This is a genomic window from Clostridium sp. AF20-7 (assembly GCF_003479275.1).
Classification (GTDB): Bacteria; Bacillota; Clostridia; order Lachnospirales; family Lachnospiraceae; genus Otoolea; species Otoolea fessa.
In genome coordinates, this window is sequence record NZ_QUGF01000010.1 from 52,860 (window position 1) to 67,199 (window position 14,340).

Annotated in this window: 15 protein-coding genes; 10 read left to right on the forward strand and 5 right to left on the reverse strand. The window is 50.3% G+C overall.

From position 1 onward, the window contains the following. Nucleotides 1–97 precede the first annotated feature (97 nt). The 4 genes from DWX68_RS11530 to trmL are packed head-to-tail and all read left to right on the forward strand — an operon-like array spanning nucleotide 98 to nucleotide 2,872. Nucleotides 98–715 carry an AIR synthase-related protein gene (locus tag DWX68_RS11530; protein ID WP_243015256.1) on the forward strand — a complete coding sequence of 206 codons (618 nt, stop codon included), beginning with the start codon at nucleotides 98–100 and terminating at the stop codon, nucleotides 713–715. Nucleotides 716–729: 14 nt separating this feature from the next. Next, nucleotides 730–1,212 (forward strand): Lrp/AsnC family transcriptional regulator, encoded by a 483-nt coding sequence (locus tag DWX68_RS11535; RefSeq protein WP_022358850.1) that lies wholly within the window; start codon nucleotides 730–732, stop codon nucleotides 1,210–1,212. Then, a complete protein-coding gene (locus DWX68_RS11540; RefSeq protein WP_118472526.1) occupies nucleotides 1,209–2,384 on the forward strand; it encodes an aminotransferase class I/II-fold pyridoxal phosphate-dependent enzyme in 1,176 nt (391 codons plus the stop codon). Before DWX68_RS11535 ends, DWX68_RS11540 begins: the two co-directional genes overlap by 4 nt. Next, nucleotides 2,378–2,872, forward strand: coding sequence for a tRNA (uridine(34)/cytosine(34)/5-carboxymethylaminomethyluridine(34)-2'-O)-methyltransferase TrmL (trmL, locus tag DWX68_RS11545; protein ID WP_118629568.1), 495 nt, complete (start codon nucleotides 2,378–2,380; stop codon nucleotides 2,870–2,872). Before DWX68_RS11540 ends, trmL begins: the two co-directional genes overlap by 7 nt. A 51-nt stretch (nucleotides 2,873–2,923) precedes the next feature. Here the strand turns inward: trmL and DWX68_RS11550 are convergent, their stop codons facing one another. Further along, a complete protein-coding gene (locus DWX68_RS11550; protein WP_118469322.1) occupies nucleotides 2,924–3,355 on the reverse strand; it encodes a NifB/NifX family molybdenum-iron cluster-binding protein in 432 nt (143 codons plus the stop codon). Between the two features lie 111 nt (nucleotides 3,356–3,466). On the opposite strand from DWX68_RS11550, the gene DWX68_RS14740 reads away from it, so the two are divergent. Then, on the forward strand, nucleotides 3,467–3,607 hold the full coding sequence (locus DWX68_RS14740) for a hypothetical protein (protein WP_182426675.1): 141 nt from the start codon (nucleotides 3,467–3,469) through the stop codon (nucleotides 3,605–3,607). Between the two features lie 82 nt (nucleotides 3,608–3,689). Here the strand turns inward: DWX68_RS14740 and DWX68_RS11560 are convergent, their stop codons facing one another. From DWX68_RS11560 to DWX68_RS11575, 4 genes are read right to left on the reverse strand one after another with little or no spacing between them, the layout of a single operon-like run. Continuing rightward, nucleotides 3,690–5,618 (reverse strand): extracellular solute-binding protein, encoded by a 1,929-nt coding sequence (locus tag DWX68_RS11560; protein WP_118629570.1) that lies wholly within the window; start codon nucleotides 5,616–5,618, stop codon nucleotides 3,690–3,692. Next, entirely contained in the window at nucleotides 5,618–6,439 is an 822-nt protein-coding gene (locus DWX68_RS11565; protein ID WP_022358845.1) for an ABC transporter permease, read from the reverse strand. The genes DWX68_RS11560 and DWX68_RS11565 overlap by 1 nt, the downstream gene beginning before the upstream one ends. Before the next feature lie 18 nt (nucleotides 6,440–6,457). After that, nucleotides 6,458–7,534: a spermidine/putrescine ABC transporter ATP-binding protein gene (gene potA / locus DWX68_RS11570; RefSeq protein ID WP_107001835.1), complete on the reverse strand. Its 1,077-nt coding sequence runs from the start codon at nucleotides 7,532–7,534 to the stop codon at nucleotides 6,458–6,460. Between the two features lie 36 nt (nucleotides 7,535–7,570). Continuing rightward, on the reverse strand, nucleotides 7,571–8,104 hold the full coding sequence (locus DWX68_RS11575; RefSeq protein WP_107001836.1) for a helix-turn-helix domain-containing protein: 534 nt from the start codon (nucleotides 8,102–8,104) through the stop codon (nucleotides 7,571–7,573). Nucleotides 8,105–8,501: 397 nt separating this feature from the next. Here DWX68_RS11575 and DWX68_RS11580 point away from each other — a divergent pair, with 397 nt between their 5' ends. The 5 genes from DWX68_RS11580 to DWX68_RS11600 all read left to right on the forward strand — a co-directional run bounded on the left by DWX68_RS11580 (nucleotide 8,502) and on the right by DWX68_RS11600 (nucleotide 14,206). Next, nucleotides 8,502–9,578, forward strand: a complete 1,077-nt coding sequence (locus DWX68_RS11580; RefSeq protein WP_107001837.1) for a lactonase family protein — start codon at nucleotides 8,502–8,504, stop codon at nucleotides 9,576–9,578. Nucleotides 9,579–9,603: 25 nt separating this feature from the next. After that, nucleotides 9,604–10,707 (forward strand): chorismate synthase, encoded by a 1,104-nt coding sequence (gene aroC, locus DWX68_RS11585; RefSeq protein WP_118629572.1) that lies wholly within the window; start codon nucleotides 9,604–9,606, stop codon nucleotides 10,705–10,707. A 91-nt stretch (nucleotides 10,708–10,798) separates the two neighbouring features. Beyond that, nucleotides 10,799–11,389: a TIGR01440 family protein gene (locus DWX68_RS11590; protein WP_022358840.1), complete on the forward strand. Its 591-nt coding sequence runs from the start codon at nucleotides 10,799–10,801 to the stop codon at nucleotides 11,387–11,389. A 30-nt stretch (nucleotides 11,390–11,419) separates the two neighbouring features. Continuing rightward, nucleotides 11,420–12,940 carry a 23S rRNA (uracil(1939)-C(5))-methyltransferase RlmD gene (gene rlmD, locus DWX68_RS11595; RefSeq protein ID WP_117796758.1) on the forward strand — a complete coding sequence of 507 codons (1,521 nt, stop codon included), beginning with the start codon at nucleotides 11,420–11,422 and terminating at the stop codon, nucleotides 12,938–12,940. Between the two features lie 396 nt (nucleotides 12,941–13,336). Beyond that, the gene (locus DWX68_RS11600; RefSeq protein ID WP_118629574.1) at nucleotides 13,337–14,206 is read left to right on the forward strand and encodes an NYN domain-containing protein; all 870 of its coding nucleotides are present in this window, start codon (nucleotides 13,337–13,339) and stop codon (nucleotides 14,204–14,206) included. Nucleotides 14,207–14,340 lie beyond the last annotated feature (134 nt).

Consider the following 14,340-nt stretch of genomic DNA (forward strand, 5'->3'; position numbering starts at 1 on the left):
ATATAGTGATGGTATGAGAGCAGAGATTTGTGGTAACATGGCGTGGTAAACGCAGAAAATTACTGTACTTGAATGTGAAGCTGGGAAAGGAATCAGAATGAACATAAAAGATGAAATTTTCGAGGCATACGGGGAGATGAAAGCCGAGCAGGATCTTCTGGCGGTCGGTTACACTGCGCTTCTTGGTACCTCGATGGCGGCAAAAAGCGGCGAGGCGGCGCTTTTGAACCGATTTTCTGCACGGTATGTGAGAGAATGCCAGAATCTCTATGAGAAATGGAATCCGTCTCCGCTTCTGGAGGCATTTGCTGCACATAAAGAGCGGAAAGTGCTGACCCGTCTCGGCGCATCTGCGTGGTATCCGGCGGGCGGGGGCGGCGTCATGGCAGCGCTGTGGCATTTTTTTGATGGATTCGGACTCGGATTTGAGATGGATCTTAGGAAACTTCCGATCCGCCAGGAGACGGTGGAGGTCTGCGAGGTATTTGACCTCAATCCATACCGTTTACAGTCCCAGGGCTGCATTCTGCTGACGGCGTCTAGCGGTCCGAAACTGCTAAAGAATCTGGAGAGAGAGGGCATTCCGGCGGCGCTCATCGGTCGGACGCGCACAGCGATCGGACGCGAGATTTACAGCGGCGAAGTACATAGCTTTCTTGACCGGCCAAAACCGGATGAGATAGATAAAATGAAAGACTTACCAAAATCCCATTAACAGGAGGTAGTAAAGTGAGAGAGAGAATTTTAGCGGTCATTGAAAAAAACAGCCGCATCAGCGTCAAAGAGCTGGCGGATTTACTCGGGGAAAATGAAGCTGCGGTCGCGGCGGAGATCGCCGAAATGGAAAATGAACATATCATCTGCGGTTACCATACCCTGATTAACTGGGATAATACAGATGAGGAGAAGGTCATTGCACTGATCGAAGTAAAGGTAACGCCGCAGCGCGAGATGGGCTTTGACAAGATTGCCGAGAGAATCTATCAGTACAGCGAGGTGACCTCGGTATACCTGATGTCCGGCGGCTATGATTTTACCGTTATGATCGAGGCGAAAACCATGCGTGCAGTTGCACAGTTTGTGGCAGAAAAGCTTTCCACGATCGATTCTGTGCTGAGTACCGCGACCCATTTTATTCTTAAAAAATACAAAGACCATGGTACCGTTCTCTGCGACGGTCCTCAGGATGAAAGGATGTTGATTGTTCCGTGAGAAACCCATTATCAGATACGATTGTAAATATTCCGCCGTCCGGAATCCGGAAGTTTTTTGACGTTGTCAGCGAGATGAAGGGCGCGATCTCCCTGGGCGTGGGCGAACCGGATTTTGATACACCGTGGCATATCCGCGAGGAGGGCATTTATTCGCTGGAAAAAGGACGTACCTTCTATACGTCGAACTCTGGCTTAAAGGAACTGCGCCAGGAGATCTGCCATTATCTGAAACGTCGTCAGCGTCTTGAGTATGATCCGAATACAGAAGTGATGGTAACGGTCGGCGGCAGCGAGGCGATTGATATCGCCCTGCGCGCGATGCTCAATCCGGGCGATGAGGTTCTGATTCCGCAGCCGAGTTACGTTTCCTATGTGCCGTGTACGGTGCTGGCGGGCGGTACGCCGGTCATTATCGAGCTGGAGGAGAAGGATGAGTTCCGTCTGACGCCGGAGAAGCTGCTGGAGAAAATCACACCGAAAACAAAGGTGCTGATTCTTCCATTCCCGAACAATCCAACGGGCGCGATCATGAACCGCACCGATCTGGAGGCGATCGCGAAGGTGATTGAGGAGAAGGATCTGTTTGTGCTGAGTGATGAAATTTATTCCGAGCTGACCTACAGTGGCAAGCACGTTTCCATCGCGGAGATTTCCGGGATGCGTGACCGCACGGTGTTGATCAACGGATTTTCCAAGGCATATGCGATGACCGGGTGGCGTCTCGGCTATGCGGCGGCTCCAGCGCTTATCTTAAAACAGATGCTGAAAATCCATCAGTTTGCGATTATGTGTGCGCCGACCACCAGCCAGTATGCAGCGGTTGACGCCCTGCGGAATGGCGATGAGGACATTGCCCGCATGAAGAAAGCCTACGATGAGCGCCGCCGCTATCTTTTGAGAGAGTTCCGGGGGCTCGGCATGGACTGTTTCGAGCCGTATGGAGCATTTTATATGTTCCCGTGCATCAAACGGTTTGGCATGACCTCGGATGAATTCGCAAACCGCCTGTTACAGGAAGAGAAGCTGGCGCTTGTGCCGGGCACCGCGTTTGGAAACTGCGGCGAGGGCTATCTGCGTGTTTCCTATGCGTATTCGCTGGAGGATCTGCAGAAGGCGATCGAGCGCATCAAGCGGTTTGTGGCACGGCTGGATGGAGAGAAGAAATGTTAAATATTGTACTCTATGAACCGGAGATGCCGATGAATACAGGAAATATAGGACGAAGCTGCGTGGCAACGAACACGCGGCTTCATCTGATCGAGCCTCTCGGTTTTAAATTGAATGATAAAATGGTAAAAAGAGCGGGTCTTGATTACTGGCCGCATCTGGACGTGACAGTTTACAGCGATTTTAAAGATTTTCTGGAGAAGAATCCGGGCGCGCGCCCGTATATGGCGACCACGAAGACGACGCAGGTGTATACGGACGTTCACTACGATCCGGACTGCTATATCATGTTCGGACCGGAAAGCCGCGGCATCCCGGAAGAACTCCTGATCGAAGACCCGGAGCGCTGCGTCCGCATCCCGATGTGGGGTGAGACGCGCTCTCTGAATCTGTCAAACTCGGTGGCGATCATTCTGTATGAGGCGCTGCGGCAGAATGGGTTTGAGAAGATGAATACGGAGGGGCATCTGCATCGCCTCCAGTGGAAATAAGGTGGATTCTCTCCCACACGTGCGTCATCAACGTCTCAGATGAAACAGGAATTAGTGGCACCAAGTCCCACAGGCACTGATATTTCCGTCGCATTCGGCGTCGGAGTCAGTGCCATTTTTATTGTTGTCCGGCAGGTGGACGCCGCAGGATGGTCCGTTATTTCCGCTCCGGTCAAAGTGAAGCATTCCGTTTAAGAAGTCTTCGACGCGGTCTTTAGGAGCGCCTTTGGCGCCGCCGAGAACCTGGATGCTGGTTTCGCGCAGGGCGATCATCATCGGGATCGGAAGGGCGTCGCAGAGGAGGACGGCAGTATTTTCTTTTTTCAGAAACTCGACCAGCGCGCCGGGATCGTTTGCATAGGTCTGTTTCACGGTTTTGGTGGAAATAATCTCATCGTCAACTACATCAAAAATTAAAAATTCTTTCACCTGAGCCAGGTGGGAGCAGATTTCTCCGTTTTCATAAGGGACTGCAATTTTCATGAGTGACCTCCTTTTTTAGAGATAGTATAGCGCTTAGAATTGAAAAATCAATATAAATGTATATGCTATTTATGAAAAAATATATAATAGACATATATGGAGGTGGCTTGTATGGATGGAGTAAATATTGAGAAGAATGAAAAGAAGGATGCGTTACTGATAGCAATCGAAGAAGGAAGAACGATTGTAAAAGATCCAAATGCACCGAGATATTCCAGTATGGAAGACTTAAAAGCGGCATTGGAAGTATAATATCTTTGATAGAAAAAGAGAGCCAGCAGAATGCACTTCTGTTGACTCTTTTTTACAATTATGATTTGAAGCAGCAAGCCCCTTAATCCGACTTAACTTCTTTCCACAAACTATTATAAAGCTCGTCCGCTTCATCCCCAAGATACCGGTAAACCTCGCAGTTTTTCAGCTGCTTTGCATCTGGGAAGACGGCTTTGTTGTTCTGGATTTCTTCGTCCAGCATTTCCTTGGCTGCCTTGTTTGGCGTCGCGTAGGTAATGTACTCAAAGTTTTTGACTGCGACATCCGGGCGGCAGAGAAAATTGATCCATTTTTCTGCGTTTTCCTTATTTTTCGCATTTTTCGGAACTACCCAGGAATCGAGCCAGACGTTGGTTCCCTCTTCCGGGATTACATATTCCAGGGAGAATGGGAGGTTCTGTGCGGCTACCTCATCCTGGATGTACATGATCTCGCCGGAGTAGATGACGCCGATGGCTGCCTCGCCGCCGATCATCTTGTCACGCACCTGATCGATGACGTAAGCCTGTATGAGCGGTTTCTGGTCAATCAGATCCTGCTTTGCCTGCTGGAGTTCGGTTTCGTCGGTCGAGTTGGCAGAGAAGCCGTCTTTTTTGAGCGCTACCATGAAGGCATCGCGGACGCTGTCCTGCATCAGGATCTCGCCTTTATAAGCCGGATTCCAGAGATCGGACCATTTGGCCGGAACTGGAAGTCCTTTTTCTTCGATGAGCTTCGTATTATAAAGAATACCGACGGTTCCCCAGGTGTATGGCACGGAATATTTGTTTTCCGGGTCGAACTGCTTGGACATTTCCATGTACTGCGGGTCAATGTTTTTGACATTTGGAATATTGTCAAAGTTGAGTTCGGCAAGCAGGTCATTTTCCTTCATTTTCTGAATCATGTAGTCGGATGGGCAGACTACATCGTAGTTGACGCCGCCGGCTTCGATGACCGGATACATTTCTTCCAGTGTCTCAAATACGTCGTAGGTAACCTTGATTCCGGTTTCCTGTTCAAATTCCTCAATCAGGTCTGGATCAATATATTCGCCTGCATTGTAGACGTACAGTTCGTTTGAATGAGTTGTGGTGTAGCGGCTGTAGGTGCTGACACCAACGACAAGCAGAATCAGCGTGCAGGCAAGTCCCAGAACGCCGTTCTTGATCTGGTTGTTGCGTTTGCGGCGCTTGATGGTCTCTGTGTCAATCACAGTCGCATTGCCGGTGGATTTTTTCTCCGGGGCAAAGTTGGTAATTACCAGGAGCACCAGGACTGCCACGAAAATCAGCGTGGACAGGGCGTACATCGTCGGCTGGATGCCTCGGCGCACCTGGCTGTAGATCAGGGTGGATAAGGTATCCATACCGGCACCTCTTGTAAAGTGCGTAATGATAAAATCATCGAGGGACATCGTAAATGCCATCAAAAAGCCGGAGAGGATACCTGGGACGATGTCTGGAAATACGACCTTGAAGAAGGCATATAGTGGGCTGGCACCGAGATCCAGAGCGGCTTCGTAGGTGTACCGGTTCGTCTGCTTGAGTTTCGGCATGACACTTAATATCACATATGGAATGTTAAATGTGATATGCGCGATCAGCACGGTTTTAAATCCGAGAGAGATACCGAACGCGATAAATGCCAGCATCAGGGAGATACCGGTTACGATATCGGAGTTCAGCATCGGGATGTTGTTGATTCCCATGACGATGGTGCGCGGAATCCGTTTCATGCTGTTGATGCCGATGGCGGCGATCGTGCCGATGACGGTCGCGATCAGAGCCGACGCAAACGCGATGAGCAGCGTATTGTTTAAGGCATTCATGATGGCGGAATCCTGGAACATCTGCGTATACCAGCGGGTGGTAAAACCGCCCCAGACGGTTCTCGATTTTGTGTTGTTAAAGGACAAAACGATCATGGTCACGATCGGGATGTATAAAAAGAGCAGGATGAGCGCCAGGTAAAAGTCCTGGAAAAACTGTTTTAAGCGGTTATGTTTCATCAGAACGCATTGCCCTCCCCTTCTTTATCGTATTTGGCGATGAGCGCCATACTCAGTAAAATGAAAATCATCAGAACCAGCGAGAGACCGGAACCTAAGTGCCAGTTGCTTCCCTTGGTGAACTCCTGCTCGATGACATTTCCGATGAGCAGGATCTTGCTGCCGCCTAAGAGACTGGAAATAACGAAGGTCGTCAGCGCCGGGACAAATACCATGGTAATGCCGCTGATGATGCCCGGGATGCTGAGCGGAATCCAGATGTGAATGAGTGTCTGGAAATTGTTTGCCCCCAGGTCTTTGGCGGCGTTGATGGTATTATCGTCGATTTTTGCCAGCACATTATAAATTGGTAGAATCATGAAAGGCAGGAAGTTGTATACCATACCCAGAATGATCGCCCACGGTGTATTGATGATGGCGATATTTGGCAGATGGAGAAAGGAAAGAATGCCATTGATGACGCCATTTTTCTCCAGAAGCGTCTGCCACGCGAGGGTGCGGAGCAGGAAATTCATCCACATCGGAAGGATGAAGACGAATACCATGAAGCTGCCTGCCCCAATGCCGCGGCGGCGCAGCACCAAAGCCAGCGGATAGGACAAAAGCAGGCAGATGGCGGTCGCAGCCAGAGACAGACCCAGGGATAAGAGCAGCGCCTTCATATGCTCCGGTGTCGTGATGGAACAGACATTTGCCAGTGTAAATGCCCCGCTTTTGGTTGTCAGACCGTAGTATACGATCAGCAGGAGCGGGATGATGGTAAAACCGATCATCCAGAGAATATAAGGACCGGCGAAGAGCCGTTTCACGTTTGATTTCATGCTAAGTCCGACTCCTTTCTATTCATTGACGCCCACAGCTTCCTCGTCCTCTGACGCCGGCTTGTTCATGATCTGGATGTCAAACGGGTCTACATGGATGCCGACCTTCTCGCCGACCGGGAACATATCCGTGCTGTGAACCAGCCATTCATAGCCGTCCGGTGTGGTGACTTCCATCTCATAGTGGACGCCCTTGAAAATCAGGTGGGTGACAATGCCCTGCAGCGTGCCTTCCTCCGGTTTTACGAGGTCGATGTCCTCCGGGCGGATGACAACGTCTACCGGTTGGTTTGTTCCGAATCCCTTATCGACGCAGGCAAATTTCGCACCGAAGATTTCAACCAGCTCGTCGTGGATCATCAGACCGTCCACAATGTTGCTCTCGCCGATGAAGTCGGCAACGAATGCGTTTTCCGGCTCGTTGTAGATCTGTTCCGGGGAACCCATCTGCTGGATATAACCCTGGTTCATGACAACGATGGTATCGGACATCGTCAATGCCTCTTCCTGATCGTGGGTAACATAGATAAAAGTGATGCCTAACTCATTTTTCAGACGGATCAGCTCATACTGCATGTCCTGTCGCAGTTTTAAATCTAGGGCACCGAGCGGCTCATCGAGAAGCAGGACCTTTGGCTCGTTGACAATCGCACGCGCAATGGCGATACGCTGCTGCTGACCGCCGCTCAAAGAGTCAATGCTGCGATGCTCAAAGCCGTTTAGGTTTACAAGCTTTAAAGCGTACTTAATTTTGTCATCAATATATGCTTTTGATTTATTCTTAATTTTTAGCCCAAATGCGATATTATCTGCGATGCTCATATGCGGAAACAGTGCGTATTTCTGGAATACGGTGTTTAGCTGGCGCTTGTTTGGCGGAAGTTTGGTGATGTCTTCGCCGCCGAAAATTACTTTTCCTGTATTTGGGGATTCAAATCCGCCGATGATGCGGAGCGTGGTCGTCTTGCCGCAGCCGCTGGGACCTAAGAGCGTTACAAAGGAATTTTCCTTTACTGAAAGGCTCAAGTCATCCAGGACCAGGGTGTCGTCAAAGCGTTTCGAGATATGCTGTAAATCGATTAATGGCTGGCTCATGCGTTTCCTCCGTAAATAGTAAAATAATGTGTAGTATTAGAAACTTGGCGGCGAGCTGACCCAGAGGATCGTCGCGCCGGAGCGGCTTTCAAGGTAATGCGTCTTGTCGCTCGTATAGTAAAAAGATTCGCCCTTTTTGGCTTTGTACGTCCGGTTCCCCAGATGAATCAGGATGCTGCCGGAAAGAACGTAGCCAAATTCCTCACCCTCATGCGGGCTGTCCGGATAGGTGGAGCCGCCGACACCGAGTGTCAGGCGGATCGGTTCCATCGTGTTCTTCTGGGCGTTCGGGATGATCCACTGAATCTCATTTTTCAGTTCCGGATCTTCCTTGATAAAATAGTCGTTTTTTTCAAATACAATCTGCTCTTCCGGAGCCTCGTTGAAAAACTCCCCTATGGTTGTGCCGAGACACTGGAGAATATCCATCAAAGTAGCGATGGACGGGGAGGTCAGATCGCGCTCTACCTGGGAGATAAATCCCTTCGAAAGCTCTGCGCGGTCAGCCAGCTCTTCCTGCGTCAGACCCTTTAAAATTCGCAGTTCCTTTAATTTTCCTCCTATACTCAACAGAGGGAACCTCCTTTCCTGGTTTCATAGGAAATTGCGTCCTATGAAACAAAAAACGCTCCACGAGGATGCGCTAGGGCACATTCTTTTTTATAAAAACCGGGTGGGAAAACCATCCGTCCGGCGTTTTTTAGAAACATGCAAAAGTAAGATGAAAGTTTAGAAATTCTAAAATGAATGTAAAATTAATCTTTTTGTTTAGAAATAATAAACTTGCTTCCGAGTATCTATTATACAGAATGTGGGGAAGGTGTCAAGGAAAAAAACGGGAAAATCCGGGGGTTCTCAAATTGTGTGAAAAAAGAGTGCAAAAATGGCGGTATGATGATAAAATAGGGGCAGATAATTTGATAGAAACCGTTATAACGGTTCTGGGGGATCAAAGGAGGAACATTTCATGCAGGATAAGTATATGGCATATGTGGGTTCTTACTCATACAACGGTCAGGCAAAGGGAATTACCGTGTATGATGTGGATGTAAAAAAGGGAAAATTTATCTACCGGTGCGAGGTGGAAGTGGACAACTCTTCCTATTTAACTGTTTCACATGACGGGCGGATGCTCTATTCCATCGCGGATGAGGGCGTTGTGGCGTTCCGGATTCTGGAAAACGGCGCACTCAGCCGTGTGAACAGCGCAAATATCAAGGCGATGCGCGGCTGCCATATTGCGACCGATGCGGAGGACAAGTTTATCTTCGTATCCGGCTATCATGACGGCAAGGAGACGGTGGTCCGCCTGAAACCGGACGGTTCTATCGGGGAAGTGACCGACGGCGTTTACCACAAGGGACTTGGAAGCGTGGCAGAGCGCACGTTCCGCCCGCATGTGAGCTGTGCGGAGCGCACGCCGGATGGCAGATTCCTGCTGGTAGCCGATCTGGGAATTGACCAGGTCAAGATTTACAGGTTTGATGGCGAGAAGGGAACCCTTTCATTGGTGGACGCGATCCGCTGTGATTTGGAATCTGGTCCGAGACATTTCATGTTCAGCAAGGATGGAAAATTCTTGTATTTGATGTATGAAATCAAAAATGTGATTGATGTATACACGTATGAAACGGGCGATCGTGTGCCGAAGATCGAGAAGATCCAGACGATCCCATCGACCGCACCGGAGCGCACCAGCCAGCTGACTGCAGCGTGCACGATCCGGATGTCCGAGGACGAGACACATCTGTTCTGCAGCAATGCGGGCGATAATTCAGTCAGTGTCTACGAGCGCGATGCACAGACGGGGCTTTTGAAGCTGCTCTGCTGTCTTCCGATCAGTGGAGATTACCCGAAGGATATCGCGATTTTTCCGGATGGAAACCATCTGGCGTCGATCAACCACGGCAGTAACAGCATTTCTTTCTTCCAGGTGGAATATAAGGAGAAACTGCTGGTGATGAGCGGACGCAGTATTTCGGTGAATGAGCCAAACTGCTGTGTGATTACAAAGGTACCTACGAGAGGAAAGAAAGCAGACTAAATGGCAGAAGGAGTTAATAGCGAGAATGGCAGGATCAACATACGGAAAAATACTGACAATGACAACGTGGGGCGAATCCCACGGCGCAGGCGTGGGCGTGGTCGTAGATGGCTGTCCGGCGGGGCTTGCGCTTTGTGAGGAAGACGTTCAACGTTATCTGGACCGCCGCAAACCGGGGCAGAGCCGTTTTACGACGAAGCGCAGCGAGAGCGATACGGTGGAGATCCTGTCAGGCGTTTTTGAAGGGCGGACGACGGGCACGCCGATCTCGATGTTGGTGCGGAACCAGGATCAGCATTCGAAGGATTACAGTGAGATCGCCAGTTATTACCGTCCCGGACATGCGGATTATACCTTCGATGAAAAATACGGTTTCCGGGATTATCGGGGCGGCGGACGTTCTTCGGGACGCGAGACGATCGGACGCGTGGCAGCAGGCGCTATCGCGGCAAAGCTGCTGGAATCCTTGAACATTCAGGTAAAAGCATACACGAAAGCGATCGGACCGGTGGAAGTGGCGCCGGATCGGTTTGATCTGGCGGAATGTGAAAAGAATAAGCTGTATATGCCGGATGCTGCCGCAGCCGCAGAGGCAGAGCAGTATCTGGAAAGGAAGATGGCGGAGAAAGATTCTGCTGGCGGTATCGTGGAATGCGTGATTGCCGGTCTTCCGGCAGGGCTTGGTGAACCGGTTTTTGATAAATTTAATGCGAACCTGGCAAAGGCAATCTGCTCGATCGGTGCTGTTAAAGGCTTCGAGATCGGAGAGGGTTTCCATGCGGCGCAGATGGCAGGAAGCGAGAACAACGACGCATTTGTCATGGATCCGGATGGAAGCATCGGCAAGGCGACGAACCATGCAGGTGGCATTTTAGGCGGTATGACGGATGGAAGCGAAGTTGTGTTCCGTGCGGCATTTAAACCGACCCCGTCAATTGCCGCAGAGCAGAGAACCGTCAATAAGAGCGGCGAGGAGATCGGTATCAGCATCAAGGGACGCCATGATCCGATCATTGTGCCGAGAGCGGTTGTCGTGGTTGAGACGATGGCGGCATTTGCGGCGGCGGATATGCTGCTGGGCGGCATGACGGCGAGGCTGGATCGGATTCAGGAGTTTTACCGGAAGTAAGGGAATGTAAATAAAAATTTTGGAAAAGCTGCGGCGGGCTCAGCCTGTTTGGTCCGCGGCTTTTTCTGGCATTAAATCAGGAGGCAGCAGGATGAGTGCAACAGGAATTTCAAAAGAAATAGAGACAGCAGGACAGTTAGAGGAGCTGCGCCAGGAGGTACGGATTGCCGCAGAGGAACTTCTCAGTGCGGCAAATATGAAGCCGGGACAGATTTTGGTGGTCGGATGCTCGTCCAGCGAGATTGCATCGCATAAGATCGGTTCCTATTCCAGTGCCGAGATCGGAAAAGCGGTGTTTGAGGAGCTGTATGCAGTTACCAAGTCGCAAGGGCTTTATCTGGCGGCACAGTGCTGTGAACATCTGAACCGGGCGCTGATTGTGGAAGAAGAAGCGGCGGAAAAATATGGTCTGGAGATGGTAAACGTCGTGCCGCAGCTAAAAGCAGGCGGTTCCTTTGCAACGGCAGCCTATGCGGGATTTGAACATCCGACAGCCGTAGAGCGGATTCAGGCACACGCGGGCATCGATATCGGAGACACTTTCATCGGTATGCACCTGCGCCCGGTTGCAGTTCCGGTGCGGACCTCGATCCGTGCGATCGGCGGCGCCCATGTGACGTGTGCGAGAACGAGGCTGAAATATATTGGCGGAGAGCGGGCGCATTATCTGGATGCGAAATAAAGAAAATGAGGAGTACAAAAAAACGTGGAAATCAGGAAAAATGATGAATTTGAACTGACAATCGAAGATATGAGCGAAGATGGAGCCGGGATCGGAAAGCAGGACGGTTATATCTGGTTTGTAAAAGATGCCGTGATCGGGGATCGGATCCGGGCGCGGGCGATGAAAATGAAGAAAAATTACGGCTTTGCCCGTCTGATGGAGGTGCTGGAAGCATCCAAAGACCGTGTGATGCCGGAATGCCCGGTCGCAAGACAGTGCGGCGGCTGCCAGCTTCAGATGATGAGTTATGAGGCGCAGCTTCATTTTAAGGAGCGCAAGGTCTACAATAACCTGCGCCGGATCGGCGGGATGGAGAACCTGCGGCTGCCGGAGCGGGCGGATGAAGTGAGTGTGCCTGAGAATGTATCTGAAAGAAATACATCCGAAAGGATGGAGACAACCGATGCGGGGGTGAAAGCAGAGAACGTGTCGGGGAAAAGTGCCGGGGAAGGTGTGGATAAAACTATCACCATGGAGCCGATCCTGGGGATGGAGCACCCGTGGCGCTACCGCAACAAGGCACAGTTTCCGTTTGGACGCGATAAGGATGGAAGAATCATTGCCGGATTTTACGCGGGACGCACCCACCATATTGTGGAAGCGGAGGATTGCCTGCTGGGTGTCGAAGAAAATGCGGTAATTCTGGATATTATCAAGAAAATCATGGAAGAATACCAGATTGCGCCATATGACGAGGAAACGCATAAGGGTCTGATTCGCCATGCATTGATTCGGAAGGGATTTTCAAACGGCGAGCTGATGGTCTGTCTCGTCATCAATGGAAAGAAGCTGCCGCACGCGGATATTTTTGTGGAACGCTTAAAAGAAGTCCCTGGCATGACCAGTATTTCCTACAACATCAATCAGGAAAAAACAAACGTGATTCTTGGTGCGGAGCTTGTAAACTTATACGGACCGGGCTATATCACAGATAAAATCGGAAATGTATCGTACCAGATTTCGCCGCTTTCTTTCTATCAGGTCAATCCGGTGCAGACGGAAAAACTCTATGGAACGGCGCTGGAATACGCGGGGCTGACCGGTGGGGAGACTGTATGGGATCTGTACTGCGGAATCGGAACCATTTCCCTGTTTCTGGCGCAGAAAGCGAAGAAAGTGTACGGTGTAGAGATCGTCCCTCCGGCGATCGAGGATGCCCGCCGGAACGCGGCATTAAATGGCATGGAAAATGTCGAGTTTTTCGTCGGAAAAGCTGAAGAGGTACTTCCAAGGGAGTATGAAAAAAATCAGGTCTATGCCGATGTCATCGTCGTCGATCCGCCGCGCAAAGGCTGTGACAGCGTCTGCCTCGACACGATCGTCCGGATGCAGCCAAAGCGGGTAGTCTATGTCAGCTGCGATTCCGCCACATTGGCGCGCGATGTGAAGTATCTGGATGAAAGAGGATACGCGGTGGAGCGCGTGAGATGCTGTGATATGTTCGGGATGAGCGGGCATGTGGAGACGGTAGCTTTATTAACTAAAAAGATAGCGACAAGAGAAGTGTAAAATTCAGGGTATCCTGCGTGCGTATATCGCACAGGGCGAGGTGCTTCCGGTCGCGACGCATTCCTTTGGTTCCATCGGTATTTTTGCCATCCCGGAGATTGGCTTTAACCAGCCGAAGGGAATGCTTTATAAGACGGAGAATCCATTTGCCTGAACAATAAAAAGAATATTTGCTGATTTCTCATGAACGTGATACACTTATAGATAAGCTGTATCGGCTGTCGATCACGACCGTTTCGGCGGTGTGAAAATGAGAAATTCCGGCACCGGAGGCTTTCAGAGTCACGATCATGCGACCGTGCGAAAGTTCCGATGCCTTTTTATTTCAAAGGAAAGTGCGCCCTGATGAAAGCGGCAGAGAATATTTTGAGCGGTATTTGAGAAAGGAAACAGGAGATGGATGACAAAAAAATAGCCGTACTGATCGATGCGGAAAATGTGTCCGGCAAGTATATCAAGCTGATTTTAGATGAGGTCAGCAATTATGGAAGTGCGACATACAAGCGCCTTTACGGCGATTTTCAGACGCCGAGCGTGCGGGCGTGGATGAAGAACCTGCGCGACTATGCGATCACGCCGGTTTTCCAGTACAATTATACGCAGGGGAAAAATGCCTCCGATTCGGCGCTGATCATCGATGCGATGGATATTTTATATTCGGGCAATGTGGATGGCTTCTGTATCGTCACCTCGGACAGTGATTTTACGAAGCTGGTGCTGCGCCTGCGTGAGTCAGGCATGACGGTGATCGGCATGGGAGAGCGCAAGACGCCGAATGCATTTGTCTCGGCGTGTGAGACATTTAAATTCCTGGATATTTTATTAAACGATGAAAATCCGTCGCAGAATCCGTCCCTGCCGCAGACGCGCAAGGAGAGTGATGTGGATGGTTCCAGAAAAGAAGCAGAGAAAGAAAGCGATCCGAATGCAGTCAGCAATATTCCGAACATGCAGGAGATGGAGAAAGAGATCATCTCAATCATCAACACGCATGCGGACGACGATGGCTGGGTGGATTTATCGGAGCTGGGAGACAATCTTCCAAAGCGTGTGCCGGGATTTGACCCGCGAAATTATAAATGCACGAAGTTAAAGCAGTTTATCGAGCGGTTTGATTCCGTTGAGGTTCGGTCAGCGCGCAATCCGCACAATAAGATTCTGTCGATCATCTATGTGCGCGTGAAGCAGAAAGAAGAAAAGCCGGTACTTTCCAAGGTACGGCGCGGCGGAAAACGGAAGAAGGATGCGGACGCGAAAGAAGAGTAAGCATATACGGTTCGTATGAGAATAAAAAGTTGCAGAAGCGGCGGTGATTCGTATGAGGCTGGAAGAATGCAGCAGTGGTTGTAGTGTTGTGTCAGGTGTTACAAAGACAGACTGTAAATTGAAAAGTGAAGGAT

What these genes read in the sequence shown, in the direction of transcription:
- DWX68_RS11530 (WP_243015256.1), top strand. Translation starts at nt 98, where the DNA reads ATGAACATAAAAGATGAAATTTTCGAGGCATACGGGGAGATGAAAGCC.
- trmL (WP_118629568.1), top strand. Translation starts at nt 2,378, where the DNA reads ATGTTAAATATTGTACTCTATGAACCGGAGATGCCGATGAATACAGGA.
- DWX68_RS11550 (WP_118469322.1), bottom strand. Translation starts at nt 3,355, where the DNA reads ATGAAAATTGCAGTCCCTTATGAAAACGGAGAAATCTGCTCCCACCTG.
- DWX68_RS14740 (WP_182426675.1), top strand. Translation starts at nt 3,467, where the DNA reads ATGGATGGAGTAAATATTGAGAAGAATGAAAAGAAGGATGCGTTACTG.
- DWX68_RS11560 (WP_118629570.1), bottom strand. Translation starts at nt 5,618, where the DNA reads ATGAAACATAACCGCTTAAAACAGTTTTTCCAGGACTTTTACCTGGCG.
- DWX68_RS11565 (WP_022358845.1), bottom strand. Translation starts at nt 6,439, where the DNA reads ATGAAATCAAACGTGAAACGGCTCTTCGCCGGTCCTTATATTCTCTGG.
- potA (WP_107001835.1), bottom strand. Translation starts at nt 7,534, where the DNA reads ATGAGCCAGCCATTAATCGATTTACAGCATATCTCGAAACGCTTTGAC.
- DWX68_RS11580 (WP_107001837.1), top strand. Translation starts at nt 8,502, where the DNA reads ATGCAGGATAAGTATATGGCATATGTGGGTTCTTACTCATACAACGGT.
- aroC (WP_118629572.1), top strand. Translation starts at nt 9,604, where the DNA reads ATGGCAGGATCAACATACGGAAAAATACTGACAATGACAACGTGGGGC.
- DWX68_RS11590 (WP_022358840.1), top strand. Translation starts at nt 10,799, where the DNA reads ATGAGTGCAACAGGAATTTCAAAAGAAATAGAGACAGCAGGACAGTTA.
- DWX68_RS11600 (WP_118629574.1), top strand. Translation starts at nt 13,337, where the DNA reads ATGGATGACAAAAAAATAGCCGTACTGATCGATGCGGAAAATGTGTCC.